Here is a 26,462-nt window from a genome sequence, read left to right on the forward strand (position 1 = left end):
ACATAGTTTTGCCAGACATTGCCGGTATTGGAGCTTCTCATCTGGCTGCACCCTGAACCTGCATCACTGCAGGAGAAGGTTATGGCAGCGGAGGTGGATGTGGCATAAGGATCCCCATTGTTAATAGCAATGGTGCCGGTAGGAGGTGTTGTGTCGGGTGGGGCTAATGTTGTAAAGGTGTAATCACCGGATGTAGTAAGATTACCTGCGGCATCCCTGCTTTTTACACGGAAGTGGTAGGGTGTCCATGAAGAAAGTCCGCTTAATGAAACACTGTGGGAGGTTAACAGTGTGTTATCTATTGTTGTTGAAGAGCCGTAGGCAGTGGTTGTGCCGTATTCTATCTGTGAGCTGGCTTGCTCATTAGTAGTCCATGTTATTGCCGCACTGGAACTGGTAATATTGCCTGTCGTGATATTGGAGAGGACTGGGGCTGTGATATCGGTTGTGCCTGTTGTTGTTTTAGCAACTTCTCCGGAATACGCACTTTCGATTGAGGAGGTGTTATAGGCTGTTGTAGCGAAATAATAGGTTGTATTATCGTACAGGCCTGTCACCGTGTAGCTGGTTACATTGGCGACATTAATGACAGTGCTGTAGTTACCTGAAGTCGGTCCATAATAGACTTTATAACCAGCCAGGTCTGTTAAAGGAGACCCATCACTATTGGTAGTTGGCGGATCCCAAGTCAGGACAGCCTGACCTGCACGCGCCGAATTAGTCGCCCCAATGCTAATAACAGAGAAGATAACAACAACTATCAGAATAGAGAAAATCCCCCTTAATCTTCCATGAGTAGAGGTGGAAGGAGGGGGATTCAAAGTTGTATCAAATAATCGTTGTTTTACCAGGTGCATGTTTTCCCTCCAGGTTCCTGGCAAAAAAAAGCCGCCAGAGAAGTTGTCCTCTGGCGGCTCGGCTGACGTAGGAGTTCTGACGATATTATACTTAATTCACATCGTATTAAGTATAATATCTCCAGAATTCCCTTAGTCCCGTTACTCTGCGTCACCATCTTTCGATGGCTTTGCTCTGAGCAAAGGTGATAAATTTCAAATTTATAATTAAATCAATCAGGCTTAATAAGCATAAATAATGCCAGTGTTGCTTTATCCTGCCATACTGTAATATTATCAAAGGGTTTATAGATAAATAGAACTCATGGCGATAGACAATTTTATTCTCCATATTTGCAAAATTTTGAACTGGATAAACAAAAAATGTCACATTCCGGACAAGTGTACTTAAACTACTCCCTCTTGTCAAGACTTTAATTTGAATTGTCAAGCCAATTTAGAAATGTCCTGTTTTTACTTTGCTTTCTTGTCTTTGTCGAAGTTAGCGATAACTGTTCTCGGTCTGGTCATAACTATCGAGGAAGGATTAATTGACCCTGAAAGATCCCCTGACCAATTTGAGAAGCTGTACTTCTTATTGGCACTGGCAGTTATAGGAACACTCTGCCCGCCATTGTACCAGGTTTCATCAGAAGGAGTAACCGTACCAGCCTTCGATTTATTTACAATTGTTGTTAAACGATACTGAGTCGTAAAATTGGCTGTATATGTTGTAGCTGAAGATGGAACTGTAATGATATGCTTCTGGGCCCCACTATCATCCCAGGAATTATAAATATATCTTATCCCCGAACCCACTGCCTGAGGGGAGGAGACTGCAAGGGTATGGGAAGAACCTACAGCCCATACAAATCTCCTGGGAGCTGTATAGGGTATCCCATCCACTATCACCTTAAGACCTGCAGGATTTGTTGATATCGTATAAATCTGAATAGCTTTACTAATCGTAAGGTCCACTGAACGTTTTGTATCGCCGGTCCCATTGGTAGTATTGCTAAAGTATACAACATCATTATATAACCCTGAGAAAAGCCTGTTTGCCATATTGTTAATTGAGACATCCACTGTGGTACTGGCTCCCGGAGATAAAGTACCGCCAGAAGAAGAAAGCGTGACCCATTTTTTGGTCTGAGACGCCGTCCAGTTGATTGTGGTCCCTCCTGAATTCTGCAGTTGATATGTGTAACTCGACGGACTAAATGGCCCCCCAAAAATTCCTGAAGCACTTAATCCATCTGATGGAGTTACAGTAAGGGAACCAGGAAGGACAACGAAATCTGCAGTTACTACTTTATCGGTATCCATCGTAATAGTGACAGGATTCTGATTTCCGCTCTCATCTCCACTCCAGGTGCTAAAGGCATAGCCGGCATTGGGTAGTGCTGATAGTGTAACCTTCTCCCCATTATTGTAAGTCGTTTTATCCGGGTTCTTCAATATTACACCTGCACCTGATGGATTAGCGGCAACTGTAAGTGAATATTGATTAATCCCGAAGACCTGTATTTCAGATAATCCAATATTATGTGTAGTTCCACTCACTGTATTTACAGTTAGAGTAAGGGAGGTGATAACCCTGGGAGTAAAACTATATTCAACAGCTGCTCCTGTGTTGTTTAAAGCTCCGACCTGAATAGTCGAACCATCGCTGAAAGTCAATGTTGCACTCAGAATCCGATCATAAGGATTCGGCCTGTCATAAAGAATCACACGGCTGACGTTGTAAGGAATACCCCAGTTGAGCCGGATCCATGCCCCGCTCCCTTGTCCATTTGTGGCCCACTCACGCGTATAATCTCCAGGATACCCATCAATTACCCCATCCACAGCCTTCACCGCAGTCTGCCCATTCTGTGAAGCCTCTGAAGATGCAGTCACTGCAGCCAAAGGGGCTATATTCGGGCCTATCAGAGGCGCTTTTACATTAATATTGACGGAGTCGGGTATACTGGTTAGTCCGCCATCATCTACAACAAGCTGAAAAGTCAATGTTTCATCTTGAGATAAATTTGCAGGAGCAGTAAAAGACGGATTGGCAATGGACGAATTTGATAATTCGACAGGAATCCCTCCACTTTGTATCCAATCAAAAAGTAATGGATCACCGTCTGGATCATGACTTCCCGATCCGTCCAGATAAACAGGTACACCCTCGCTGACCGTTTGATCAAAACCAGCGGCTGGAACCGGGGGTTGATTGCCTCCAAAAATGTTCTCCGTCCAAAAGACTTCATCTTTATGGATAAATGCTTCCAGGAATCCCTTCATCCCGTTTTGAGACACATAAGCAGAGACGGCAAGGTATTTAGGATTAGATTCGTAATAGGTAGATTGCATCGCTAATGGAACATCAATACTTTCTCTATCACTCCAGAGAACCCCTGGAGGGGTGACCAGGCTTGGAAATTCTGTAAAATATGCGGAGGGATCGAGAGGATTGGGCCAATAGTAATCATGCGAATCGAGCGTCCAGACGAAGGCATTATGTATTGTGGGAGTGTAATCCGGGTCATTATTATGGACACGCACTACAGCAAGTTTCAATAAAATGTTGCTTGTAGAGTGATCTGGATGCACATCCAATGCAGAGGTGGTAAAGATATGGTCTGGTTTATAAGAAGCAATAATATCTTCAAGATCTAAAAGTATATTTAAGCTGTTATAAGCGGCAGGGAATCCAAATCGGTAAGAATGGTAATCAATGCGGCCTAATCCCCGGTTTGCATAGGTAGTTGAACGGCCGTTAGGTGCGGTGAATTGATCACTTTCCTGATAATACCCATTAAATAAAGTACTAAGATATCCATCAGGATAACCAAGAAAAATCAAATCGTCTTCTTGTGCCCCCAGATATGACTGGGCTGATACAGCTTCATTCTGTCGGGTATATCCTGTTGCAACGCCGGCGTAGTCCCCATTTGTCATATAAACTATTTTGACCGGCTCGCCTCTCTCTAACGCCTGAGACACAACTCCAGAAGAGGTAATAACGTCATCATCGGGATGAGGTGATATTACAAGTATGTTAGCATTAGCAAGTGAACTGAAAAAAAGAACTGTTAATAATACAAATAAAACTCTATAGAATGAAGTTTTTCCCCTCATATTTTCCTCCCCCGAAAGCGCATTTGACTGACGAATGAAATCAGAGGTTATTCTGTGTCATAACTTAATAATTTCCCTTCGTTCTATTTCTATTAACCACGCAATTTCAATGCCATTTTTATAACCTGTTGAATGTTATGTAGTTTTATAAAATATCATAATAGTGACTTTTTTGACGTGTCAAATTTTCCGTCACTTTTCTATTAATTTATAGTTCAAGTGGAAAAACTTTACCCATGTTGCACTGCTTACCGTAGCAGCGGCGATGTTTTATCACAGGAAATTCTTGATTGAATTGTGATTAGTCAAGAACTTTCTCAACCCTGTCTGTAAGTCCCAATCAGCATTTTTTTCACCCTGTTAATAGACAGAATGTCATTAGGGTAAAATACAGTCCTTTATGGGCTATTAAATTAATCATCATGGAAATGTCATGTAAATCAAATAGTTAGAATTCAATTTTGTAATATAGTATGCACAGTATGGTCAATTTTTATCCATTCCATTTATACAATACCTTCGTATCCTAACAGCAATATCATATATATCAATGCCTTAGAAAAGGGTTAGGAATTGGTATGTTATTTGATATATTATAGCCAGTCTGCCGATTTACAATATTATCCCGGTTAATAATATAGCCTGCCATATCAATCATTAATTCAAAGGAGAAAACATGAAAGTGAATTATTCTGACGGTTTTGAAGAGATAAAAACATCTGACCCAAATGTGTTGAGTGTACTGGATATGGCACGAAGAGCTGCGAGGTCCAATAGCAGTGTCTTAATTTCAGGAGAAAGCGGGACAGGAAAGGAGCTGATTGCCAGGGGTATACACAATGTAAGTCCCAGGTCGAAGGGACCGTTTGTGGCAGTAAATTGCGGGGCTATTCCGCGGGAGTTGTTAGAGAGTGAGCTTATGGGATATGAGCGCGGCGCCTTTACAGGTGCCGTTAACTCAAAGGTTGGAGATTTTGAAAGTGCGCATAACGGCACGATCTTCCTGGATGAGGTGTCAACACTTCCCCTGCATCTTCAGGCTAAACTCCTCCGTACCCTTCAGGAGCGTGAAATCAAGCGTCTGGGTTCTGTAAAGACTATCAAATTAGATATAAGAGTTGTAGCAGCGACTAATGACAATTTAAATGAACTTGTTGAATCTGGTACTTTCAGACAAGACCTCTATTTCAGGTTAAATGTAATCCCGATTCATCTTCCGCCTTTAAGGGAGAGAAAAGGAGATATCCCAATTCTATTAGAACACTTCCTTGACAAGGCATGTGCTAAATTAAAAAAGACAAGACCACGTTACTCAAAAGAGATAGTCTCTGTTCTTCAGGGATGGGCATGGCCAGGCAATGTGCGGGAGTTCGAGAACCTCATAGAAAGGGTAATTGTACTATCTGATGATAGTATGGACATTACAGTTAAAGACATCCCTCTCGATCTACTTTTCAGGGAGAAAAGAGGTTACAGGGAGTTTCAACGAGATGAGGATAGTTTACACGAACGCTGCAAGGTCTATGAAAAGGGTGAGATTATCAAGGCTCTACACGGTTCAAAGTGGAACAGAAAGAGGGCGGCGAGGTTATTGAGGATCCACAGAAATACACTTAGTCAGAAGATGAGAAAGCTCGGGATTCCGTTTGATTCGACGAAGGGAAATGATGATAATAGTGGCCCATAAATTGCATTCTATGCATTGCAATGTACTTTGATCCCGGCCATATCTTTCTGGTATTGTCTTTTTTGGGAGCTATCCTGACCCTTGGGGTCGGTATCCTTGTCTTCATCCGTAATCCGCATCACCCTGCCAATATTGGGTTTGGCCTTGGTATGCTTAGTCTAACCATAATTGAGGCAGGAAATGTTATTGTCTTCATCTCAGATGGGTTGATGTGGAGTCTCTACGGTAAGAGAATTGCTTTGGTTGGACAGGCGCTTCTTGCCCCAGGGTGGTTCCTCTTCTCACTAACATTTATAAGATCCAATTATAAAGAACTGCTCTTCCGCTGGAAATATGCCGTGGCAGGGCTTTTTCTGAGCGCTGGATTCTTTCTTCTCTGGATTAACTCCTATTCTCTCATTGACCTCCCCTACAATGATGTCTACACCATCTTCCCTCTGGGTAGAGTTGGAAAATATTTTTACTTGTATCTCCTTATTGGTATCCTGCTCTGTCTCGTACAACTCGAGAATACACTGCGTTTTTCTTTGGGTTCAAAGAAAATAGAGGCCAAGTATGTTATCATCGGAGTTGGTTCAGTACTTGCTTATTATATTTACATCTCGAGTCAGGCCATCCTTTTTTCTTTTCTCGATAGCAGCAATCAGTCGGTAACTTCAATAGTTATACTGATCTCCTGTACCATTACGATGTTCGCTGTGGTTAGGAACAAACTGCTGGATGTTAATATCTTTGTCTCCCGCTACGTAATCTATAATTCATTTACCGTATTATTTGTCGGGGCATATCTGCTTCTTGTCGGTCTTGTAGCACAAGGTATCAAGATGACAGGGGGGACTTATTACACCTTCTGGAGTGTCCTGTTTACATTTACTGCTATTTTAGGCTTAGTGGTCGCAGTACTTTCAACAAGCCTTAGAAGACGGCTTCAATTGTTCATCACAAAACATTTTTATCGCAACAAGTATGAGTTCAGGGACAAATGGATTGAAACAATAGAGAAGATCGGATTGAATAATGACCTTGCTCAAATTGAAGAATCTTTAATCGAGATGATATCTGAGACGATGGCTGTCAGAGAGGTCTTTCTGTGGCTTTATGAGCCTGCTTATAAAGAATATGTTCTTGTTACGTCAACAATTAGAAATGCAGGTAAGATCAGGTTGAAGGCAAATGACCCGTTTATTTTGAGGATAAAAGATTGTTCTACGCCTTTTTATATCAATGAACCGCCCATTGAACATAGTGACAGTAAAGAGTTTCATGAACTGATCAGTCCTCTTTTCATGGCGACAACGGCAACCCTTTGCACACCCTTGAGAGCTGGACAGGGAGACCTTATAGGTTTTATTCTGCAAGGAGAAGATCTGTCAGGAGAGCCTTACCGGAAAGATGATTTTGATTTATTAAAGGCCATTGCCAGCCATGCGGCGGAGCGAATCAGGAACATACACCTGACTCAGGAACTTCTTGTTGCTAAAGAGGCAGAGGCATTCCATCATGTTTCAAGCTTTTTCATACATGACCTGAAAAATTTTTTGTCAACGCTTTCTCTGTTGACCCATAATGCAGAAGAACATATAGGAAACCCCTTATTCCAGCAGGATGCACTTAAGACGCTCAAATTTATAGTATCAAAAATGAACGGAATGGTATCTGATTTGACATTGTTATCCAAGGGGATCCAGATTAATCTTGAATCTATGAATCTCAACGAGGTAGTGGAAGAGACGCTTTCTGCCCTCAATGGTACTGTTTCCGGTAAGGTCGTAAAGGATCTCGAAGAAGTCCCGTTAATTAGTGCAGACGCAGGACAATTGCATAAGGTTTTCTTAAATTTGTTGCTTAATGCTATAGAGGCATCACCTCCCGGTGAGAGCGATAAGAAAATAATGGTACATACGTATGTCAGGAATGGAGATGTGATATTGTCTGTTGCAGATCAGGGGTATGGGATGACGCAGGAGTTTATCAACAAAGATCTTTTTAAGCCGTTCAGGAGCAGTAAATCTAATGGGCTCGGGATTGGTTTATTCCAGTGTAAAAAAATTATTGATGCCCATTCAGGGAGTTTTGAAGTTAATAGTGAGGTTGGCAAAGGCAGTGAGTTTCGTGTAATATTACCAAAATGACTAAGCGTATAATACTTATTGTTGATGATGATGAATCAATACGATCGCAGATGAGGTGGGCGCTCCTCAAAGATTACGAAATCCATGAGGCTGGTGATCATGCCTCGGCATTAGAACTTACCAGAAAAGTGCATCCATTTGTTGTAATCCTTGATCTGGGGCTTCCGCCAAAACCGCGTGAGGCAGAAGAAGGATTGAAAACACTCGGAGAGATACTCGTTATTGATCAAAGGATCAAGGTAATAATTGTCAGCGGCAATACAGAGAGAGGGAATGCCTTAAAAGCGATTGAGTTGGGCGCCTTTGATTTCTTTACGAAACCTCCTGTAATAGACGAGGTCAGAGTTGTTATTACAAGGGCGGTCAGAATGGCAGAACTTGAAGAGGAGAATCAGGCACTGCAATGCCGGGCACACGCTGAGGGCTTGGACGATATCCTTGGCAACTCCTCATCCATGAACCATGTCTATGAGACCATACGGAAGGTTGCCACTGTGGATGTACCGGTGCTTATCCTGGGAGAAACAGGTACAGGAAAGGAGCTTACGGCGAGGGCTGTTCACAGACTGAGTGATCGAAGGGATAAACCCTTTATCGTAATAAATTGCGGGGCTATACCCGAGACACTGCTGGAAAGTGAGTTATTCGGTCATGAGAAAGGGGCATTCACTGGAGCGACGAGCCGGCGTAAGGGCAGAATTGAATATGCCGAGGGGGGTACACTTTTTCTTGACGAAATAGGTGAATTATCGTTCTCGCTTCAGGTCAAGCTCCTGCGGTTTCTGCAGGAGAATATCATTGAGCGGATAGGCGGCAGAGAGGAGATTCAGGTCAATGTCCGTATCCTTGCCGCAACCAACATGGACATAAAAAAGGCGATTGGTGATGGAAGATTCCGGGAGGACCTCTACTTCCGTCTGAGTGTGGTTTCAATTAATCTGCCTCCTCTCAGGGAAAGAGGGAATGATTCATTGTTGCTTGCCCGGGCCTTTTTGCAACGGTATTCAAGTGAGTTTAAAAAGAATGTTCGTGGATTTAAAGACGAGGCAGTTAAGGCTTTATCGGAGTATAGTTGGCCCGGTAATGTTCGGGAGCTTGAAAACAGGGTAAAAAGGGGGGTTGTTATGACAGACGGTGAATGGTTGTCACCCCTTGATCTCGAGTTCACTGCACCAGATGATAGCATTGAACAGATACCTTCGCTTCACGAGGCGAGAGAGACGCTGGAAAAGCGCCTTATAAGTGAGGCGCTTTTAAGACACGGCAGTAATATAACTCACGCTGCCAGAGATCTCAACATCAGCCGTCAAACACTTACGTCAATGATAAATAAGTATGGAATTACAGTGAGGTAAGACGACTTTGTTGTCAGTTGCTATGGTTCACAAAACGGGCAAAAAAAAGCAATCCATAAATATATCCATTCTCTCGTGCCTGATTCTTCTAATTTCAGGTTTCCTAACTGAAAGTTCTGCAGCGCCTGCCTGGCGGCTAATACCGTCTCTTTCTATTTCAGAAACTTATAACAGCAATATTTTCTCAAGCAGTGATGAGACTGGAGATTTTATTACCGGAACAGGTGCCAGCTTCAAGATCACCTATACAGGGACAAACACAGAGTTAAAGGCTAATTACACGACAACATGGAGTTCATACGCAAATAACACGGAACTCAATGTGCTGACGCATGATGGAAATATAAACATTGATATGGCAAGAGGGATTAACAGCTATTTTAGAGATGTCAGAATAAATGTTTCAGAGGGTTTTTCTTATAGCCCTGATTCTAAAGATTACTATTTTGATGTGGAACGGGGAGGGGACGCTTCGCTGAGCAATTATGGGATAAGGACTGAAAGGAATGATGCCTTCAGAAATGCAGCCTCCATAGATATGAGCCTTCCACTTTCACGTAATCAAGGCATGAATCTGAGATACTCTAATCTTCTGACAGAATTCTCAGATCCTGTATTGCAGGACAACATGACAAATAGCCTGTCAATTGGTACCTACTATACGGCACGGAAGGATACCTTGCATGTTGATATAGGGATTATGAAATCCACGGCTGACGAAGTGGATCTTAATAGCTATTCTATTACTACCGGACTCCGTCATAAGTTTTCACCTGTCACTCAGGGAGAGTTCAGTATTGGCTGGGATATGATTGATTATGAAGCGGGGAAAACATCAAATGTACGAGGGACATTGAATCTATCGAGAACATCTGAATTTATCACGTATTACATTGGCTATTCAAGGGACTTGAATACTGTAAGTGGTGTCAAAACCACCTCACCAGTTGTGTCACAAACAGCCTACATTAACATGTCAGTCAGGCATACAAGGCTGCTTTCCTCAACTATGGGGGCTACTTATTCAATAAACCAATCGCTCAATGGTGATGAGGTTGATATTAAGTCATATAATTTGTCCGCAGAAGCAAACTATACCATAAGGACATGGTTGACCGGATCATTCTCAGTTTCACACTTTGCACAGAATTCAGGAGTTGCCTCTGCCATGGACATTGAAAGAAACCTGTTAATGTTAAAGGTCTCTGCATCCTGGGGTACCTGATTTTATTATCTTTTAAGGCTCTCAATAGCCCTCCTTGCCTCCTCGGCCTCATCGAATTTTGGATTAATGTCAATGGCTTTTGCGAGCTCCCGTCTTGCCAGCTCTTTATTCCCATTCTTATAATAGGCCATCCCGAGGTGATAACGTACCGTTGGATTATCTCCCAGTTTTTCACTGCTGTCCTTTAATAGAGATATCGCCTTCAGGTATGCCCCCTTCTTATAGTAGATCCAGCCGAGTGTATCGGAGACGCCAGGGTCCTCAGGAAGTTTTTCCTTTGCCCTTTGTGCAAGGTCCAAGGCGATGTCTATGTTTCCTCCATACTCTGAATAAATCCATGCGAGGTTATTTGCCGCAGGGGCAAATTTAGGGTCAATCTTTAAGGCCTTTTCGTAATATTCCCTTGCCTTATTATGATTCTTCTGGGAGTCATAGAGTATACCTATGAGCATATAGGGTTGAAGATAATTTGGGTTAACCCTGATGGCCTCTTCAAATCTGGCTATGGCCTTGTCATAGGTCTTGCTGCGTGCATACAGTGCCCCCAGGTCCATGTATGAGACCAGGGTGTTCTTATCCAGTTCAATAGATTTATTGAAAAATTCCTCTGCCTTCTTGTCATCCTTCTTTACTAAGTATGCCTTTCCTATCAGATTATATATAAGCGGGTTATTTTGCGACGCAGTTAATTGTTTATTTGCCCTCTCTATAGCCTTATCTGCGCTACCCTGTTCTATTAATATCCCCATGATATGTGCAAGAGGCTGGGTCAGTTCGGGATTCAGGGAAATGGCCTTCTCAAACTCAGACATTGCATCACTGTTTTTTTTCTGGGCCCTGTAGATGGTGCCGAGTCTGAAGTGGCCAAAGGGGTCATCTGGTGTAAGACGTACCAACTCCTTATATTGAAATAAAGCGCTTCCAATATCCATTTTCCCCACATATGCATCTCCAAGCAACCTCTTTGCCCTTAGATTATCCGGCTGGATTGCAATTGCCTTCTTTGCCTCACTGATTGCCTCATCATATGAGTGCAGCCTGAGATAAACCTCTGCGAGGCTCGTCCGTGCATCTGCTGAATCCGGGACCTCCTTTAACACCTCTGTCAGTTCGTTTTTTGATAGTTGCAAGTCACCTGCAATCATGTGTGCCTGGGCAAGGAAAAATCTGATATCAGAGCGTTCGGGTTCATCTTTCAATATCTTTTGAAATTCCGAAATTGCCTCTGATACCTTTAATTTGGCGAGAAAGATCCTTCCCTTTAAGGAGCGACCATCTATATCGTTTGAATCCTTCTCCAGTATCTTGTCAATATATCTTAATGACTCGTCAATCTTTGACTTAGTGAGATAGAAAGATGCGAGCCTCTTTTTTGCTGTCAGGTCATCCGGATTAATCTCATCCCCCCTCTGATATGCCTTTATAGCGTCATCATCTCTTTTCTGGAAAAGATATAGGTCGCCAAGGCTTATTTGTGGTAATGAATTTTTTGGGTCAACACGCCCTGCCTCGACATATTCGGCTTCTGCCTCTTTATATCTATTCTGGGAGGAGTAGAATCTGCCTAGTGTTATGTGAAGATTGAGATTCTTGGGATCTATCATGATGGCCTCTTTATATTCCTCCTCAGCTGCAGTCATATCTTTATTCAAATAATGCAGAGTCGCGAGGGCTAAGCGTGCCTGTATAGATTTGGTATCAATAGATATAGCTTCCCTGTAAACCTTTTCAGCTTCATTAAGGTTCTTCCGTGCCACATATATACCGCCGAGATTGAGATATGACGTTATACGTTTTGGGTCAAGTTCAATGGCCTTCTTAATCTCGCGTATTGCATCATCATCCTTCTTGAGACCTGCAAAGGCATTTCCCAGGAGCAGGTGTGCATCTACATTATCAGGCTCATTCTTTAAAACAAACTCACTCTTTTCCTTAGCCTTTAAATATTCTCTTGATAGGATCAGTATATTTCCCAGCTGTATCTGTGCATCCATGATACCGGGATTGATTTCAACTGCCTGACTGAACTCTTTATAGGCATTAGCAAGATCCTGCACCCGTCCGGATCGCATAAGAGCAAGGCCGAGGCGGTAATGTCCCTCAGCATCCTTAGGGACGATCCGGATAGCATTCTTATATTCAATAATTGCCTCATTGTATTGTCCTTCATTGTAGTACTTGAGACCCCGGTCCATGTGTTTAGTCTTCTTCTCTTCCGGACTACTGCAGGCAGTAACCGACAATAGAAGAATACAAATAAATATAAAGCGAATCTTACTCATACCCCCTCCTTCATAGCGATCTGTCAAATTATTGGCTTGACTTATCCACATATTAAGTTAAAATAGCGATGTATAGGAAAAAGATTGGACAAAATGGATAATCTGTTTCCTTGTTTCAATGTGTTCCTTTCATGAGGCTTAATCATATGAACAGCGCGTCTGCTATAGTTATACTTGCTTCTGATCAGATTCAATCAAACTATATGAAATCATCAATTCAGGATTTCGGTTATAGTATATTCGCTGCACATAAATACGAAGATGGTATTGATCTGTTAAGCCGGAAAAAGCCTGCTGTCGCAATCCTTGATTCATCTCTTAAGGATATGCACTGGCGTGAGGTTGCACTCAACATCAAAGAGATAAGCAAGGACACTTCCATCCTCCTCGTTACACCATTGATAACCAAGGACGATTCCCTTAACCCTAACATTGACGGTGTGATAAAGAGCCCGGTTGATTACACTGAATTGCGTGATACGATAACACGATATATGAATAAAGGCAACGACTATAATGAATCTGCTTTGATAAATGATATTGGAGTAGAAGCCCCTGGCGTTGATTGTGTCGGAGAGATTCTGCTCGGTCATAGCAGGCGCATAACTGATATAAAAAACATAATACGACGGGTGGCTCAGCCGGACATTACTGTATTGCTGCGGGGAGAAAGCGGGACCGGAAAGGAACTCGCGGCACAGGCACTATACAGGTTTTCTAACAGGAAGAATAGGCCATTTGTCAAGGTCTTGTGTGCGGCAATTCCTGAAGGTCTGTTGGAGAGCGAATTGTTTGGTCATGAGAAGGGCTCTTTTACAGGCGCTCACAGGATGAAGCCTGGTAAGTTTGAGTTTGCGAACAATGGGACTATATTCCTTGACGAGATTGGGGATATCCCTCAATCGCTTCAGGCGAAGCTACTGCAGGTACTGCAGGATGGAGAATTCTCAAGGATTGGAGGAAGGGAGGTTGAGGTTAATGTCCGTGTGATTGCCGCGACAAACAAAAACCTTGAAAGGGCTGTTGTTTCCGGAACTTTCAGGGAAGACCTTTTTTACAGGCTAAATGTTGTAAGCATAACTATGCCATCCCTGCGTGAGAGAAAAGATGACATTCCGGTATTGACTGAATATTTTCTGCGTAAATATTGTAAAATTTATAATAAGGATTATCACCCGCTTTCACAGGAGGCGATTGAAAGATTTGCCTCTTATAGCTGGCCTGGTAATGTGAGAGAACTGGAAAATATTGTTAAGCGAATTATTGTGCTTGGTACTGAGAAGGTTGAGCTTAGCGGTTGTTCAGAGCCAGATTCAGTAGTGGAAAAGACAGACAAGCTGCAGGTCGAGAATAATGAAGATAGGGTTGAGGAAACTCCATATCAGCCTCGTTGTTTGAAAGAGATTTCCAGGGAGGCGGTCAGCATAGCAGAAAAGGAGGCTATCAGTAAAACCCTTGTTTTATGCAAGTGGAACAGAAGGAAGACAGCAGAGATGCTGTCAATAAGTTACAAGACCCTGTTTTATAAAATGAGGCAATATAACCTGCTTGAATAAAAAAGAGAAAAAGTTTTCCTATATTAGTAGTTAGCCTGCCCATGCTATAATGTATGGCCTTATAATGCGGACGGTCATTAGCCGCCAGAGTATAGATAAAAAATAATATCCCCTCTCTTCTCAGAGAGAGGGAAAATCCTGTCCCTGAGACATCTCTCTGGGCTGTTCCTTTGACTTGTTTCAGTACAGGCCTGAGGGTAGTCGAAGGAGTGAGGGTGAGTATTTTGGGGTGAGTTATTAATGGCATTGATATTGCAAACTTTCCCTTATGGTTAGGAGATTGTCAGCTTGGATATTTCATCTTTGAGCATTGGGCTGCATTCCGGGAAAAAAGATAGATTAATGTTTGACATGGTGACACAGACACTTGAGAGGGAGGCTTTTGACTACCTGCTCGACCTTGAGGTTAAGAAGGCCGCCAGATACCTTTATTATTTCTCGCTCATGGTCCTTCAAAAGGACAAGATATTAAGGGGTTTATCACCACCTGAGGAAGAGGCACTTACGAGGAAGCTTGCCGCCATAGTTAAAGAGGAGGTTAGGGCTACCGACATGATAGGAAGGTTTGAGAATGATAAGTTTTTCCTTATCTTAGATCAGGCAGATTTTCAGTCATCTTTCAAGGTCGGTGTGAGGATCAAGGATCGTATTGAGAACTACGCTTTTAAGACAAATGGAAACACTGTTGGCATGACTACGAGTATAGGAATAGCCTGTTTCCCCACGCATGCAAACGATATTGTGACTCTCAGGAGAAAGGTTGACATAGCGTTGAATATGGCAAAAGAAGGCGGCGGAGGGAAGGTATGCCTGCCGGACTCGGATTAGTTCAAACATTTTATGGAAATTCAAGGACAAAAACAGTTACTACTTGAAGATTATATAGAGATTGCGCTCCGCAGGAAGTGGTTTGTTATCATTCCATTTATAGTCTCAATTATAGGCATTATACTTGCCCTTTATATTGTCCCGCGCTCCTATAAATCAACAACCATGATCCTGGTAGAACATCAGAAGGTGCCGGAATCCTATGTTAATCCGACGGTTACTTCAGATATAAATGATAGACTGACTACCATTACCCAGCAGGTCATGAGCAGGACAAGGCTTGAGTCAATTATTAATGAATTTGGACTTTACAATAGAGAAAAGAGTAACATTTCTAATGAAGAGCTTGTAGAAATGATGAGGGGAAGTATTGAGATTGATATAAAAGGAGGAAGCAGAGGTGACAGGACCAGTGCATTTTCAATATCATATATTGGTAGTGACCCTGAAACAGTTATGCATGTTACCAACCGGCTTGCATCCTTGTTTATAGAGGAGAACCTGAAGGTAAGGGAGCAACAGGCAGAAGGTACTACAGAATTCCTTGATTCGCAGATGCAGGGTCTCAAGGCCACCTTAGAGACACAGGAGGCGCAGATAAAGTTATATAAAGAGAAATATATGGGAGAGCTGCCCTCACAGATAGATGCAACTCTAAGGACTCTCGACCGGCTGCAGCTTGAACGTAAGATAGTAAATGATGAATTGAGCTCGGCAAGTGACAGAAAAAATATGCTTGAAAGTCAGCTGTCTGAATCAAATAATAAGGAAAAAACGACTGATAAAACTTCTGACGATCCACAGATAATCAGGCTTGCAGAATTAAAGGAAGAATTGGCGAGACTTTCTATTTCTTATACTGATAAGTATCCGGAGATAGGCAGGCTTAAGAGAGAAATTTCTGAGATTCAATCTCAGATTAAGACAAGAAAAGGCACGGAATCTGAAGCAACTTACATTAACCCCCTTTCAAAACAATTAATGAATGTTAATAAACAGGTGGTAAAATTAAAGGAAGAACAAGAGAAAATAGCAAAGCAAATCTCCGTCCTTCAGGGGCGCGTTGAGCGTATACCTGAAAGGGAGCTGCAGATGACAGCTCTGATGAGGGATTATGAAAATACAAGCAATAATTATCAAAGTTTATTGAATAAAAAACTTGATGCCCAGCTTGCCGAGAACCTTGAAAAAAGACAGAAGGGAGAGCAGTTCAAAATACTTGATCCGGCAAACCTTCCGATTAAGCCATACAAACCTAATCCAAAGAAAATATTCCTTATGGGCATAGCAATTGGAGTTGGCAGCGGGGTTGGTCTTGTAGCCCTTTTAGAAACTATTGATGCCTCCTTCAGAAAACCCGATGATGTCTATGCGGTCATAGGAATTCCGGTGCTGGCATCTATCCCCCGCATTGGTGGAAGGTAAGATACAAGAATAACGCTCGTTATGAAAATGACCTGGCTTAAAAGGAAAAGAATAGACGTAGATAATATGACAGCTGCCGTAAAAGATAACGCAGTTCCTGTAATAATTGAGCTTGACAATAAAAGTATAAACCACAATCTTGTTGATAACAGGCTGGTAACATTAAGAGAACCAACTTCGATTTCAGCAGAGCAATTCCGAATTTTATGTACACGAATATCGCAATTACGGCAGGATTCAAGCTCTTATGCCCTTGCAGTTACCAGTTCCGTTAAAGCAGAAGGTAAGTCCTTTACCTCACTGAACCTGGCAATATCTATTGCCCGTGACTTTGATGATAAGGTCCTCCTGATCGAAGGAGACTTAAAGAATCCAGGGTTATATGATTATCTTAAACATCCGCCGGGGTTTGGCCTGACAGATGTCCTGGAGGGGAAAATAGACCTTGATGCGTGTGCTGTACAGATGTTTGATGGCAAACTTTCGGTTTTATTTGCAGGCAGGACAACAGGAAATCCTTCCAAGCTCCTCTCCTCTTTTAAAATGCAGGAAATAATAACAAACGCAAGAGAACATTATAAATACATTATAATTGATACACCACCCATTATACCTATGGCTGATATCAATATATATTCTACGCTTGTGGATGGTATTTTGCTTGTTATTCAGGCTGGCAAGACGCCAAGAAGTCTGGTTAAAAGGGCCATTTCATCTTTAGCCGACGATAAGGTTGTTGGAGTCGTGCTGAATGGAGTTGAGCCTATTCAGTCAAAATATTTCTATGGTTCAGGATACGACAGTTACTAAACCATAAGGTACCCTCTCTGATCTCTCTCAAAAATAAAAAACAGGCAGTACAACAAAAAAACTAACTCGTTGTTGAAATTTAAGATTTGAATTGTTATACTATACATTCAAATTCATTATTGGATGCTTTCCCAAATAAAGGAGGTTCAATTTTGGGGGATTCCGTTGTTAGGATAGTAATATGCTTTACAAAAAACCGCAGATACAATATTACCCATATATAGTTCAGAGAGATGATTATAAGTGTGTACGCTGTCTTGGATGTGTTGAGCAGTGTTCTTATGATGCAACATTCTACGATGAAGAGCTTGATGTTATATGGAATAAGCATGAGGCATGCGTCGGCTGCAAGCGCTGTGAGGCCATGTGTCCTACAGACGCAATAAAGATTGTCCCCAATCCGTCAAGACCTATCGAGCATGCAAGCTGGAAGTGGGACCTTGTCATGGACGCCTATCTTCAGGCAAATACCGGCGGTATCATTATCACCGGTATTGGAAATGACAAGCCATACCGCATATATTTTGACCATCTGGTCATTGATGCCTGTCAGGTGACAAACCCGTCTATTGACCCGCTTAGAGAACCCATGGAGCTCAGGACCTTTCTTGGAAAAAAAGGAGAGAAGATTGAGCTTACAGAGTCAGAAAGCGGGAAAATTGCGCTTAAGACGCGGCTTGCCCCCCAGCTCGAGCTTGAAACTCCTATAATGTTTTCCGCAATGTCATACGGCTCCATAAATCTTAATTTTCAGGAATCTATGGCAAGGGCTGCCGTAGAACTTGGCACTTACTGGAACACAGGGGAGGGAGGGCTTCATAAGAAACTCTATCCTTATGCCGGGAGGGGCATAGTCCAGGTAGCCTCAGGCCGTTTTGGCGTCAGCAGGGATTATCTGAAGGCCGCTGCAGCAGTAGAGATAAAGATAGGCCAGGGCGCTAAACCGGGGATTGGCGGGCACCTGCCTGGTGAAAAGGTGAATGCTGAAATCGCTGAAACAAGGATGATACCTCCTGGTTCTGATGCTATTTCACCGGCGCCGCATCACGACATATACTCTATAGAAGATCTGAAACAGCTTGTTTATGCGATAAAAGAGGCAACGCGGTATGAGAAACCTGTCTTTGTAAAGATTGCCGCGGTACATAATGTTGCGGCGATAGCAAGCGGCATAGCAAGGGCAGGCGCTGATGTAATAGTCGTTGATGGTTTCCGTGGTGGTACAGGTGCAACACCAAAGTCAGTAAGAGACCATGTTGGAATACCTATTGAGGTGGCTATTGCTGCTGTAGACAGAAGGCTTCGGCAGGAGGGCATCAGAAACGAGGTCTCTATTGTTGCTACCGGCGGTATAAGGAGTAGCGCTGATGTAATAAAGATAATCGCCCTCGGGGCTGATGCGGCCTACATTGCAACGGTTGCGATGCTTGCCATAGGATGTACGCTGTGCCAGACATGCAACACCGGCCGTTGTGCGTGGGGCATAACCACTAACGACCCAAGGCTGGCAAGGAGACAGAACCCTGATATCGCATCAGAGCAGTTGTACAATCTGGTAAGAGGGTGGTCACATGAGATGAAGGAGATGCTCGGGGCAATGGGGATCAATTCAATAGAATCGCTTAAAGGCAACCGGCTGAGGTTAAGAAGTATTGGCCTGACTGAGAAAGAGAACGAGATACTGGGAGTGCTTCCGGCTGGAGAATAGGTAGTTTTTGTGCGGGGTCAGGTCTTGCATTTTGACGTCATAAAAAAGTTTGACGTCAAAATGCAAGACCTGACCCCGATAATGACAAAAATCCCCCTTAATCCCCCTTTTTCAAAGGGGGAAATAAGTTTCCTTCCTTTTCAAAGGGGAGTAAGGGGGGATTGAAAGGCTATTTAAAAGTGAAAAAAGTCATAATAATAGAAGACTACTGCATAGCCTGTTATAACTGTGAGGTGGCTTGTGTTGCAACGCATTCACGGAGCCAGGACCCTGTAAAGTCTTATAAAAGGGAAGGGCTGCGGGGGAAAACGAATGCAGTTGTTGAGGTTGAGTCGCCATTGGCCTTTTCTTCAATGTGCAGGCATTGTAAACATCCATGGTGTATGGATGCCTGCATCAGCGGTGCAATACAAAGGCTTGATAATGGCATAGTTTATCTTGACGAGGAACGCTGTGTAGGGTGCTGGGGTTGTGTAGTCGGGTGTCCGTATGGCGCTGCTCATCCTAATCTTGCAGGCAAAGACAAACATGCATTCAAATGTGACCTTTGCATTAAGAGGCTTGATGCCGGGCTTAATCCCGCCTGTGTTGAGGCCTGTCCGAACAATGCATTGCTGTATGATGAGACCATTGAAGAAAGAGAAGAGGTCCACAAGTAATGTCTAAATCAGAATATGTAATTGTCGGATCAAATGTTGCTGCTGTAGGAGCAATAGACGGGATAAGGAAGCACGATAAAAAGTCTTCTATACTAACTATATCCTTTGAGTCTCTTGGTTCGTACTCAAAGGCAATGCTCGCAGAGTACATTGAGGGCGCTAACGCCCAGTGGCTTGAATTCAGGGGCAAGGACTACTTTAAAAAGATGGGTGTAGATTGCCTCTTTGGCAGGAAAGTAACTGGACTTGATTCAGATAAGTCTATTCTTACAACAGATAATGGTGAAGAGATCTCATATAAAAAACTCCTCCTTGGAGTAGGCGGGGTTCCCTTTAAGCCGGTAATAAAAGGGGCAGAGGGTAAAGAGCTGGTTTTTACATTTACAGACTTATTGGATGCAGAGAAAATTCGTGAAGCGCTTCCGCGTTTTAACAGTGCAGTGGTTATTGGCGCCGGGTTTACGGGGACAGAGATTGCCTATACCTTGAATAAGCTTAACAAAAAGGTGACAGTAGTCGAACTTGGGGACCGGGTGCTTGTCAAGGCATTAGACCCCAGGTCATCGGAAATTGCCCAATCCCTCATGCATGGTGAGGGGATAGAGTTTTATTTAAATGATACTGTTGAAGAGATTTCCGGAAACAAGGAAATAACGGGTGTAAGTTTAAAGAGCGGCAAGGTTATCCCTTGTCAGGCGGTTATTACTGCAATCGGAGTGATACCTAACGGAGAGCTGATTAAGAACACTCCGGTTAAATTTGACAGGGGATTAGATGTGGATGACTACATGTGTACCAATGTCCCGAATGTATATGGTGCAGGCGACGTGGTTAAGGCGCTTGATATCACTGATGGCCTGAAACGCTCATTGCCATTATGGCCGCTGGCGTTTCAGCAGGGTCTGGTTGCAGGAAAGAATATGGCAGGAGGCAGGTATCCTTATGCAGGCGGGCTGCCAATAAATTCTCTGAAGTTTCTGAAAGTGCCAATTCTTTCGGCAGGCATTACTACCCCGCCTGATGCAAGTTATGAAGTCATATATGTCAGTGACCCTAAAGGTACATTTTACAGAAGCCTTGTTCTCAAAGAAGGCAGGTTAAAAGGCTTTGTAACCATAGGTGAGATTGACGGGGCCGGTGTTTTAACAGGGCTTATCAGAAATAAGATAGATATATCAGGTATTAAGACTAAACTGCTTAACAAGAAAAAGGTTGGACTTATGCAAATGCCCCGTGAGTGGAGAAACAGGATTTTTACACGAAGGGATGAGACAGACTATCATGATTGAAGGATATAAAAAATATAATGATCCAAGAGATACCAGCGGATGTGGTCTCGTCGGTTTTATTAACCGTGATGGGAGCCGGGTTGACGGAAGTCACATAATTAAAGCCCTCTGCCTTATGAAAGACCGGGGTAACGGTCTTGGCGCAGGATATGCCGCTTACGGAATTTACCCTGATATGGCAGATTTCTACGCAATCCATGTAATGATGGATAAACCGGAGATAAAATCTGATGTTGAGAAGGTTTTGTTCAGATATTTTAATGTACACAGGGAAGAGGAGATACCAACAAGGGCTACGCCATATATCAAAAATCCCCCTGTCTTCTGGAGATATTTTGTTGATACAAAGAGTGAATGCCTGGTTCCCGGAGAAGATCAGGATGGGCTTGTTGTACGAGCGGTCATGATGGTAAATAATAATGTCTCCGGCGCCTATGTTATATCAAGCGGCAAGAACATGGGGGCATTTAAAGGTGTTGGTGAACCAGCTGATGTAGCAGACTTTTTTATTATTGAAGACTACAAGGCATATATATGGATGGGGCATACAAGATTTCCTACCAACACACCGGGCTGGTGGGGGGGCGCACATCCCTTTACTATCCTTGATTGGGCGATTGTTCACAATGGCGAGATAACGAGCTACGGGACCAACCGCGCATTTCTTGAGATGTATGGTTATAAGTGTACCCTGCTTACGGATACCGAGGTCGTAGCGTATGCCCTTGACTATCTCATCAGACAGCAAAAGATGCCTTTGCGGGCAGCATTTTATGCACTGGCAAGTCCTTTCTGGAAAGACATAGATTTAGGGTTGCCTGAGGACAGGGAGTTTTCTGAGGCATTAAGGGCCATACGTATACAGTACGGTCCATTGCTCCTGAATGGCCCGTTCGCTATCCTGTTCGGTTGGCGCAACGGTCTGGTAGGGTTTAATGACAGGATAAAACTGCGCCCACTCTTTGCAGGGGAAAAAGATGAGACTCTCTACATGGCAAGCGAAGAAGCTACCATAAGGGAGATATGTGAAAAACCCGACAGGCTATGGATGCCAAGGGCTGGAGAGCCGGTTATCGGGATGCTGAATGAAGGGGCAAGAAAATAATCCCCCTTAATCGCCCTTTTTCAAAGGGGGAAATCAGTTACCCCACTTTAGAAAAGGGGGGCAGGGGGGATTTGAAAGGGTATTTTCCAGTGAAGGTAATTAAATTAGAAGAAAACTCCGTTGATATAGACGCTGCCTCGACGCACTATCGTGATCTTAATGAGGAAATCAATCGTGTCGTAAATGACGGCGCTAAGCATATAATATTAAGAAATGTCAATGGCCAGAGGTTCATAGGCGCAGGACTTCAGGGTAACGATTTGAGAATTGATATACACGGTGTTGCCGGTAATGATATGGCCGTCTTTATGGACGGCCCTACGATTGAGGTTTTTGACAATGCCCAGGATGGCGGTGGAAATACCATGAATGCCGGTAATGTTTTTGTGCATGGTCATGCAGGTGACGTATGTGGTTATGGTATGCGCGGCGGAAGATTTTATGTCCTTGGGGATGTCGGATACAGGGTGGGCATTCACATGAAGGCATATATGGGCAAGACCCCGGTCCTTGTAGTGGGAGGAACAGCAGGTCATTTCCTGGGGGAATATATGGCAGGAGGTATAATTGTGTTGCTGGGCATGGACATGAGACCTGGTCAGCCGATTGCCGGAGATTATCTTGGAACAGGAATGCATGGCGGCGCTATATATGTACGAGGAGAGGTGGATAATAGAAGGGTGGGCAAAGAAGTCGGTATTGAGACACTTAGCAACAATGATTTACTGATACTCAAGAGGGAGCTTTCAGAGTTCTCCAAGGTTTTTCATTTGAGTTATGATGAGATTATGTCTGAATCATTTGTTAAGTTGTTCCCCAAAACCCATCGTCCTTATGGACCACTATATAATTCGCGGTGGTTTTGGCAGAGAGGTGGGTAGAATTGACTATTGGATCTTTTTTTGTTAGTGTATCAGGTTATGGAAAGTTCAGGGACACTAAGATTTATATAGATAAGGCGCCTCAGGATGGCAACGAGAAAAAATAAAACTGGCAAATATGAGGAAATCAAGCAGGATCTTGAAGAGCAAAGGTCTGCACTATTATTGGAGGCAGGTGTCCTGATAGGTGAGGGGCTTAACCCGGACAAGATAAATTTCCCTGATGTTACAGATCAGGCGTCTGCAGAGGTAGATAAGAATTTTGAAATCAGGCTCAGGGAGCGGGAACGTAAACTGATAAAAAAAATAGATGAAGCCCTTGACCGTATAGAGAAAGGTACTTTTGGTATCTGTGATGGATGTGGAGAAGAGATAGGTTATGGACGTATCAAGGCCAGACCGGTTACAACATACTGTATTGAATGTAAGACACAACAGGAAGAGGACGAAAAACTAAGAGAGTGAGGAGAATAAATCATGTATGCGATCGTAGAAACAGGTGGTAAACAACAGAGAGTTTCAACCGGAGACGTTATTTCCATTGAAAAGATTGCCGGTGATAAAGGCTCAACCATAGAGTTTGACAAGATACTTGCAGTCGGAAGTGGAGACGGTGTTGTTCTTGGCCAACCTTATGTTGCCAATGCGAAGGTTATAGGCAGCATCGTATCTCAGTACAGAGATAAGAAGGTGATCGTTTTCAAGAAGAAACGCAGAAAGAATTACCGGCGCACAAATGGGCACAGACAGTATTTGACAAGGGTAAGAATCGTAGAGGTAAAGGGATGACGACTTCGTAAAAGTCTATAAATTAAAAAGGAGAGGTCAGCATGGCACACAAAAAAGGTCAGGGAAGTATACGAAACGGGCGTGACAGTAATGCCCAGAGGCTTGGCATAAAATGTTTTGGCGGAGAGGTTGTTCCTGCTGGTTCTATTTTAGTCCGTCAGCGCGGAACCAAATTCCATCCTGGATATAATGTTGGAAAAGGCGGGGACGATTCTTTGTTTGCCAAGATTGCAGGTGTGGTTCAGTTTGAAAGGGTTGGCAGGGACAGGAAAAGAGTGAGTGTATATCCAGTGATGTAGGTTATCCAGGTCACTCTATAAATTCAATAATATGTTTGCCCCAGGTTCTTCTAATGTTATCTGGGGCTTTTTTATAAGCAGGGTTCAGGATGTTCATAGACAGAATAAAAATATTTGTTCATGCCGGTGATGGCGGAAACGGCTGCGTAAGTTTCAGGCGTGAGGCATATGTTCCTCGCGGTGGACCTAATGGGGGTGATGGCGGTAATGGAGGGGACGTTGTAATTGAAACCTCCTCTAATCTGTATACCCTTCTTGACCAGAAGTACCATCGTCACTACATTGCAAAACGCGGTGTCCATGGCAAAGGAAAAGACATGCGCGGCAAAGATGGAGCAGATGAAATAGTAAAGGTTCCGGTTGGAACCATGGTCTATGATTTTGAAACCAGGGAGCTTTTAGCTGACCTTGCCAGAGATGGGGAACAATTGATTGTCGCCAGAGGCGGCCGCGGGGGACTTGGAAATGCCGCTTTTGCCACCTCCGTAAACCGGGCGCCCAGATTTGCACAGCCAGGTGAAAAAGGTAAGGAGCGATGGCTTCTTCTGGAACTAAAGTTATTAGCAGATGTAGGTGTAATAGGCCTTCCTAATGCCGGAAAATCTACCTTTTTATCGTCGGTCTCAGCTGCCCGTCCAAAGATAGCCGACTACCCATTTACAACTCTCAATCCCAACCTTGGCGTTGCGGGTTACGGAAGGGATAAGAGCATTATTATGGCAGATATCCCTGGTCTTATAGAGGGAGCCCACGATGGGAAGGGCCTGGGGTTTCAATTCTTGCGGCATGTTGAGAGGACATCTGTATTGCTGCATCTTGTGGATATCTCAGATGGTGCAGCAGTCCCGCCGGTTGAAGCGCTTGAGATGGTAAACAAAGAGATTTCATTATACCATACAGACATGTCGGATAAAATTCAGGTGGTCGCTGGAACGAAGACCGATGCTATGACAGGTGATGACAGGCTTAAAGAGCTTGCAGCTTATTGTAAGAAGAAAAAGTTTAAATTCTTTTCCATTTCAGCGGCGACAGGTGCCGGAGTAAGAGAGATTATGAATTATATGGGGAAAACAGTGGAGAAGAATAGAGTGAATGCAGAGAAGACGGCAGATAAGGATTGAACTATCATGAGCCCCGGCGTTCTCGACGGGACATGAAGTCCCGGAACGTCACCAATACTGTTATCCTGGATTTATTTCAGAATCTCAAGCGTTGCAGGATCAGGCGTTTCTGAAACGATACTGAAACCAGTTCAGTACAAGGTTCAGAATGACAGGAAGACTGGATGACATAGTGGGGCGTGACAGAAAGGTTTTATTTTAGAGTGAAGTTATCGGACACAAGGATAGACTTACTAAATGGCGTTCGCCGCATTGTCATAAAAATAGGCAGCAGGGTTCTGGCCTCATCTGCCCGCGGTCTTAATACTCAGCGAATGAGGAGGATCATAAAAGAGATTGCCACCCTCCGTCAGGAAGGATATGAGATTGTCATAGTTTCATCCGGGGCAGTCGCTGCCGGGATGAAGGAACTTGGTCTGAGTAATAAGCCAAAAGGTATTCCACTTAAACAGGCTGCTGCTGCAATTGGTCAGAGCAAATTAATCCAGATGTATGAGAGGAACTTCAGCCGCTTTGGCATTAAAGCCGCCCAGATACTTTTAACCCGTGATGATATAACTGACAGGAGACGTTTTTTAAATGCCCGTAATACACTTATTACCTTATTGTCTTATGGAGTTGTACCTGTCATAAATGAAAATGATACTGTAGCCGTTGACGAGATCAGGTTCGGAGACAATGATCTCCTCTCAGGGCTTGTTACGAATGTCGTTGACGCAGACCTGCTAATCATCCTTTCCGACATAGAAGGTCTATTTACAGCTGACCCTACCATTGACCCCGGGGCAAGACTTATACCGCTGGTGGAAGATATTAACGATGAGATAGAAACCATTGCGGGTGACTCGAGAACAATTGAAGGGACAGGGGGGATGATGTCTAAGATTCAGGCAGCCAAAAAGGCATCCGGCTACGGGATTCCTGCGATTATTATGAATGGCAAGAGGCCGGGACTCTTAGTCAGGGTACTGATGGGCTGCAATGTGGGAACGATATTCCTTCCTAAGAAGTCAGGACTGTCAAGCAGGAAACACTGGATAGCGTATGCCCTGCCGACCAGTGGTCACTTAATCCTGGATAACGGAGCCAAAGAAGCATTATTATTGCAGGGAAGAAGCCTCCTCCCCTCCGGGGTACTGGGAATCAAAGGCCGCTTTGAGGCTGGTGATGCTGTTGCATGTGAGGACGAACATGGGGCGGCATTTGCAAAAGGTCTTTCAAATTATAATTCGATGGAAATAGAAAGGATCAAAGGTAAAAAAACAGGTGATATAGCTATTATACTGGGTTATAAAGATTATGACGAGGTGATACACAGGAATAACCTTGTAATTATTCAGAAGGGGTAA

Annotated in this window: 21 protein-coding genes and 1 riboswitch; of the genes, 18 read left to right on the top strand and 3 right to left on the bottom strand. The window is 43.4% G+C overall.

The window, feature by feature from the left end; all coding sequences use genetic code 11:
• Together IT392_04130 and IT392_04135 are read right to left on the bottom strand one after the other, a co-directional pair.
• The coding region (locus IT392_04130; GenBank protein MCC6543675.1) for a fibronectin type III domain-containing protein at nt 1-857 on the bottom strand (857 nt) is incomplete at its 3' end.
• Between the two features lie 49 nt (nt 858-906).
• A riboswitch (cyclic di-GMP riboswitch) is annotated at nt 907-1,042 on the bottom strand.
• Between the two features lie 268 nt (nt 1,043-1,310).
• Nucleotides 1,311-3,962, bottom strand: a complete 2,652-nt coding sequence (locus IT392_04135) for a PIG-L family deacetylase (GenBank protein MCC6543676.1) — start codon at nt 3,960-3,962, stop codon at nt 1,311-1,313.
• Between the two features lie 676 nt (nt 3,963-4,638).
• Between IT392_04135 and IT392_04140 the strand changes: the two genes are divergently transcribed.
• The 4 genes from IT392_04140 to IT392_04155 are packed head-to-tail and all read left to right on the top strand — an operon-like array spanning nt 4,639 to nt 10,361.
• The gene (locus IT392_04140; protein ID MCC6543677.1) at nt 4,639-5,649 is read left to right on the top strand and encodes a sigma 54-interacting transcriptional regulator; all 1,011 of its coding nucleotides are present in this window, start codon (nt 4,639-4,641) and stop codon (nt 5,647-5,649) included.
• A gap of 20 nt (nt 5,650-5,669) precedes the next feature.
• The gene (prsK, locus tag IT392_04145; protein ID MCC6543678.1) at nt 5,670-7,781 is read left to right on the top strand and encodes a PEP-CTERM system histidine kinase PrsK; all 2,112 of its coding nucleotides are present in this window, start codon (nt 5,670-5,672) and stop codon (nt 7,779-7,781) included.
• The gene (gene prsR / locus IT392_04150) at nt 7,778-9,136 is read left to right on the top strand and encodes a PEP-CTERM-box response regulator transcription factor (protein ID MCC6543679.1); all 1,359 of its coding nucleotides are present in this window, start codon (nt 7,778-7,780) and stop codon (nt 9,134-9,136) included. The genes prsK and prsR overlap by 4 nt, the downstream gene beginning before the upstream one ends.
• 7 nt (nt 9,137-9,143) lie before the next feature.
• Nucleotides 9,144-10,361, top strand: coding sequence for a hypothetical protein (locus tag IT392_04155; GenBank protein ID MCC6543680.1), 1,218 nt, complete (start codon nt 9,144-9,146; stop codon nt 10,359-10,361).
• Between the two features lie 5 nt (nt 10,362-10,366).
• On the opposite strand, the gene IT392_04160 is transcribed toward IT392_04155, so the two are convergent.
• The gene (locus tag IT392_04160) at nt 10,367-12,643 is read right to left on the bottom strand and encodes a tetratricopeptide repeat protein (GenBank protein ID MCC6543681.1); all 2,277 of its coding nucleotides are present in this window, start codon (nt 12,641-12,643) and stop codon (nt 10,367-10,369) included.
• 146 nt (nt 12,644-12,789) lie between these two features.
• On the opposite strand from IT392_04160, the gene IT392_04165 reads away from it, so the two are divergent.
• The 14 genes from IT392_04165 to proB all read left to right on the top strand — a co-directional run bounded on the left by IT392_04165 (nt 12,790) and on the right by proB (nt 26,462).
• The gene (locus IT392_04165) at nt 12,790-14,199 is read left to right on the top strand and encodes a sigma-54-dependent Fis family transcriptional regulator (protein ID MCC6543682.1); all 1,410 of its coding nucleotides are present in this window, start codon (nt 12,790-12,792) and stop codon (nt 14,197-14,199) included.
• A 288-nt stretch (nt 14,200-14,487) separates the two neighbouring features.
• Complete coding sequence (locus tag IT392_04170) at nt 14,488-15,027, top strand: GGDEF domain-containing protein (GenBank protein MCC6543683.1); 540 nt, start codon at nt 14,488-14,490, stop codon at nt 15,025-15,027.
• A gap of 12 nt (nt 15,028-15,039) precedes the next feature.
• On the top strand, nt 15,040-16,452 hold the full coding sequence (locus IT392_04175) for a hypothetical protein (GenBank protein MCC6543684.1): 1,413 nt from the start codon (nt 15,040-15,042) through the stop codon (nt 16,450-16,452).
• A gap of 21 nt (nt 16,453-16,473) precedes the next feature.
• Nucleotides 16,474-17,262, top strand: a complete 789-nt coding sequence (locus IT392_04180) for a CpsD/CapB family tyrosine-protein kinase (protein ID MCC6543685.1) — start codon at nt 16,474-16,476, stop codon at nt 17,260-17,262.
• A 181-nt stretch (nt 17,263-17,443) separates the two neighbouring features.
• Complete coding sequence (locus tag IT392_04185) at nt 17,444-18,970, top strand: 4Fe-4S binding protein (GenBank protein ID MCC6543686.1); 1,527 nt, start codon at nt 17,444-17,446, stop codon at nt 18,968-18,970.
• Nucleotides 18,971-19,149: 179 nt separating this feature from the next.
• The gene (locus IT392_04190; protein ID MCC6543687.1) at nt 19,150-19,629 is read left to right on the top strand and encodes a 4Fe-4S binding protein; all 480 of its coding nucleotides are present in this window, start codon (nt 19,150-19,152) and stop codon (nt 19,627-19,629) included.
• Nucleotides 19,629-20,918: an NAD(P)/FAD-dependent oxidoreductase gene (locus IT392_04195; GenBank protein ID MCC6543688.1), complete on the top strand. Its 1,290-nt coding sequence runs from the start codon at nt 19,629-19,631 to the stop codon at nt 20,916-20,918. Before IT392_04190 ends, IT392_04195 begins: the two co-directional genes overlap by 1 nt.
• Complete coding sequence (locus IT392_04200; GenBank protein ID MCC6543689.1) at nt 20,911-22,023, top strand: glutamine amidotransferase family protein; 1,113 nt, start codon at nt 20,911-20,913, stop codon at nt 22,021-22,023. The genes IT392_04195 and IT392_04200 overlap by 8 nt, the downstream gene beginning before the upstream one ends.
• Before the next feature lie 89 nt (nt 22,024-22,112).
• Complete coding sequence (locus IT392_04205; protein MCC6543690.1) at nt 22,113-22,904, top strand: hypothetical protein; 792 nt, start codon at nt 22,113-22,115, stop codon at nt 22,902-22,904.
• Nucleotides 22,905-22,991: 87 nt separating this feature from the next.
• Nucleotides 22,992-23,369: an RNA polymerase-binding protein DksA gene (dksA, locus tag IT392_04210; protein MCC6543691.1), complete on the top strand. Its 378-nt coding sequence runs from the start codon at nt 22,992-22,994 to the stop codon at nt 23,367-23,369.
• A gap of 12 nt (nt 23,370-23,381) precedes the next feature.
• Nucleotides 23,382-23,693, top strand: coding sequence for a 50S ribosomal protein L21 (gene rplU / locus IT392_04215; GenBank protein ID MCC6543692.1), 312 nt, complete (start codon nt 23,382-23,384; stop codon nt 23,691-23,693).
• Nucleotides 23,694-23,734: 41 nt separating this feature from the next.
• Entirely contained in the window at nt 23,735-23,992 is a 258-nt protein-coding gene (rpmA, locus tag IT392_04220; GenBank protein ID MCC6543693.1) for a 50S ribosomal protein L27, read from the top strand.
• Between the two features lie 89 nt (nt 23,993-24,081).
• Complete coding sequence (gene obgE, locus IT392_04225) at nt 24,082-25,113, top strand: GTPase ObgE (GenBank protein ID MCC6543694.1); 1,032 nt, start codon at nt 24,082-24,084, stop codon at nt 25,111-25,113.
• Nucleotides 25,114-25,337: 224 nt separating this feature from the next.
• Nucleotides 25,338-26,462, top strand: a complete 1,125-nt coding sequence (gene proB, locus IT392_04230; protein ID MCC6543695.1) for a glutamate 5-kinase — start codon at nt 25,338-25,340, stop codon at nt 26,460-26,462.

It is taken from the genome of Nitrospirota bacterium, from assembly GCA_020846775.1.
Classification (GTDB): domain Bacteria; phylum Nitrospirota; class 9FT-COMBO-42-15; order HDB-SIOI813; family HDB-SIOI813; genus RBG-16-43-11.

Bases quoted from the DNA above. Each gene is read 5' to 3' on its own strand.
- prsR (MCC6543679.1), top strand. From the start codon at position 7,778: ATGACTAAGCGTATAATACTTATTGTTGATGATGATGAATCAATACGA.
- IT392_04165 (MCC6543682.1), top strand. From the start codon at position 12,790: ATGAACAGCGCGTCTGCTATAGTTATACTTGCTTCTGATCAGATTCAA.
- IT392_04195 (MCC6543688.1), top strand. From the start codon at position 19,629: ATGTCTAAATCAGAATATGTAATTGTCGGATCAAATGTTGCTGCTGTA.
- dksA (MCC6543691.1), top strand. From the start codon at position 22,992: ATGGCAACGAGAAAAAATAAAACTGGCAAATATGAGGAAATCAAGCAG.
- IT392_04140 (MCC6543677.1), top strand. From the start codon at position 4,639: ATGAAAGTGAATTATTCTGACGGTTTTGAAGAGATAAAAACATCTGAC.
- IT392_04180 (MCC6543685.1), top strand. From the start codon at position 16,474: ATGAAAATGACCTGGCTTAAAAGGAAAAGAATAGACGTAGATAATATG.
- IT392_04185 (MCC6543686.1), top strand. From the start codon at position 17,444: ATGCTTTACAAAAAACCGCAGATACAATATTACCCATATATAGTTCAG.
- obgE (MCC6543694.1), top strand. From the start codon at position 24,082: ATGTTCATAGACAGAATAAAAATATTTGTTCATGCCGGTGATGGCGGA.
- IT392_04135 (MCC6543676.1), bottom strand. From the start codon at position 3,962: ATGAGGGGAAAAACTTCATTCTATAGAGTTTTATTTGTATTATTAACA.
- IT392_04200 (MCC6543689.1), top strand. From the start codon at position 20,911: ATGATTGAAGGATATAAAAAATATAATGATCCAAGAGATACCAGCGGA.
- prsK (MCC6543678.1), top strand. From the start codon at position 5,670: ATGTACTTTGATCCCGGCCATATCTTTCTGGTATTGTCTTTTTTGGGA.
- IT392_04175 (MCC6543684.1), top strand. From the start codon at position 15,040: ATGGAAATTCAAGGACAAAAACAGTTACTACTTGAAGATTATATAGAG.
- rpmA (MCC6543693.1), top strand. From the start codon at position 23,735: ATGGCACACAAAAAAGGTCAGGGAAGTATACGAAACGGGCGTGACAGT.
- IT392_04160 (MCC6543681.1), bottom strand. From the start codon at position 12,643: ATGAGTAAGATTCGCTTTATATTTATTTGTATTCTTCTATTGTCGGTT.
- rplU (MCC6543692.1), top strand. From the start codon at position 23,382: ATGTATGCGATCGTAGAAACAGGTGGTAAACAACAGAGAGTTTCAACC.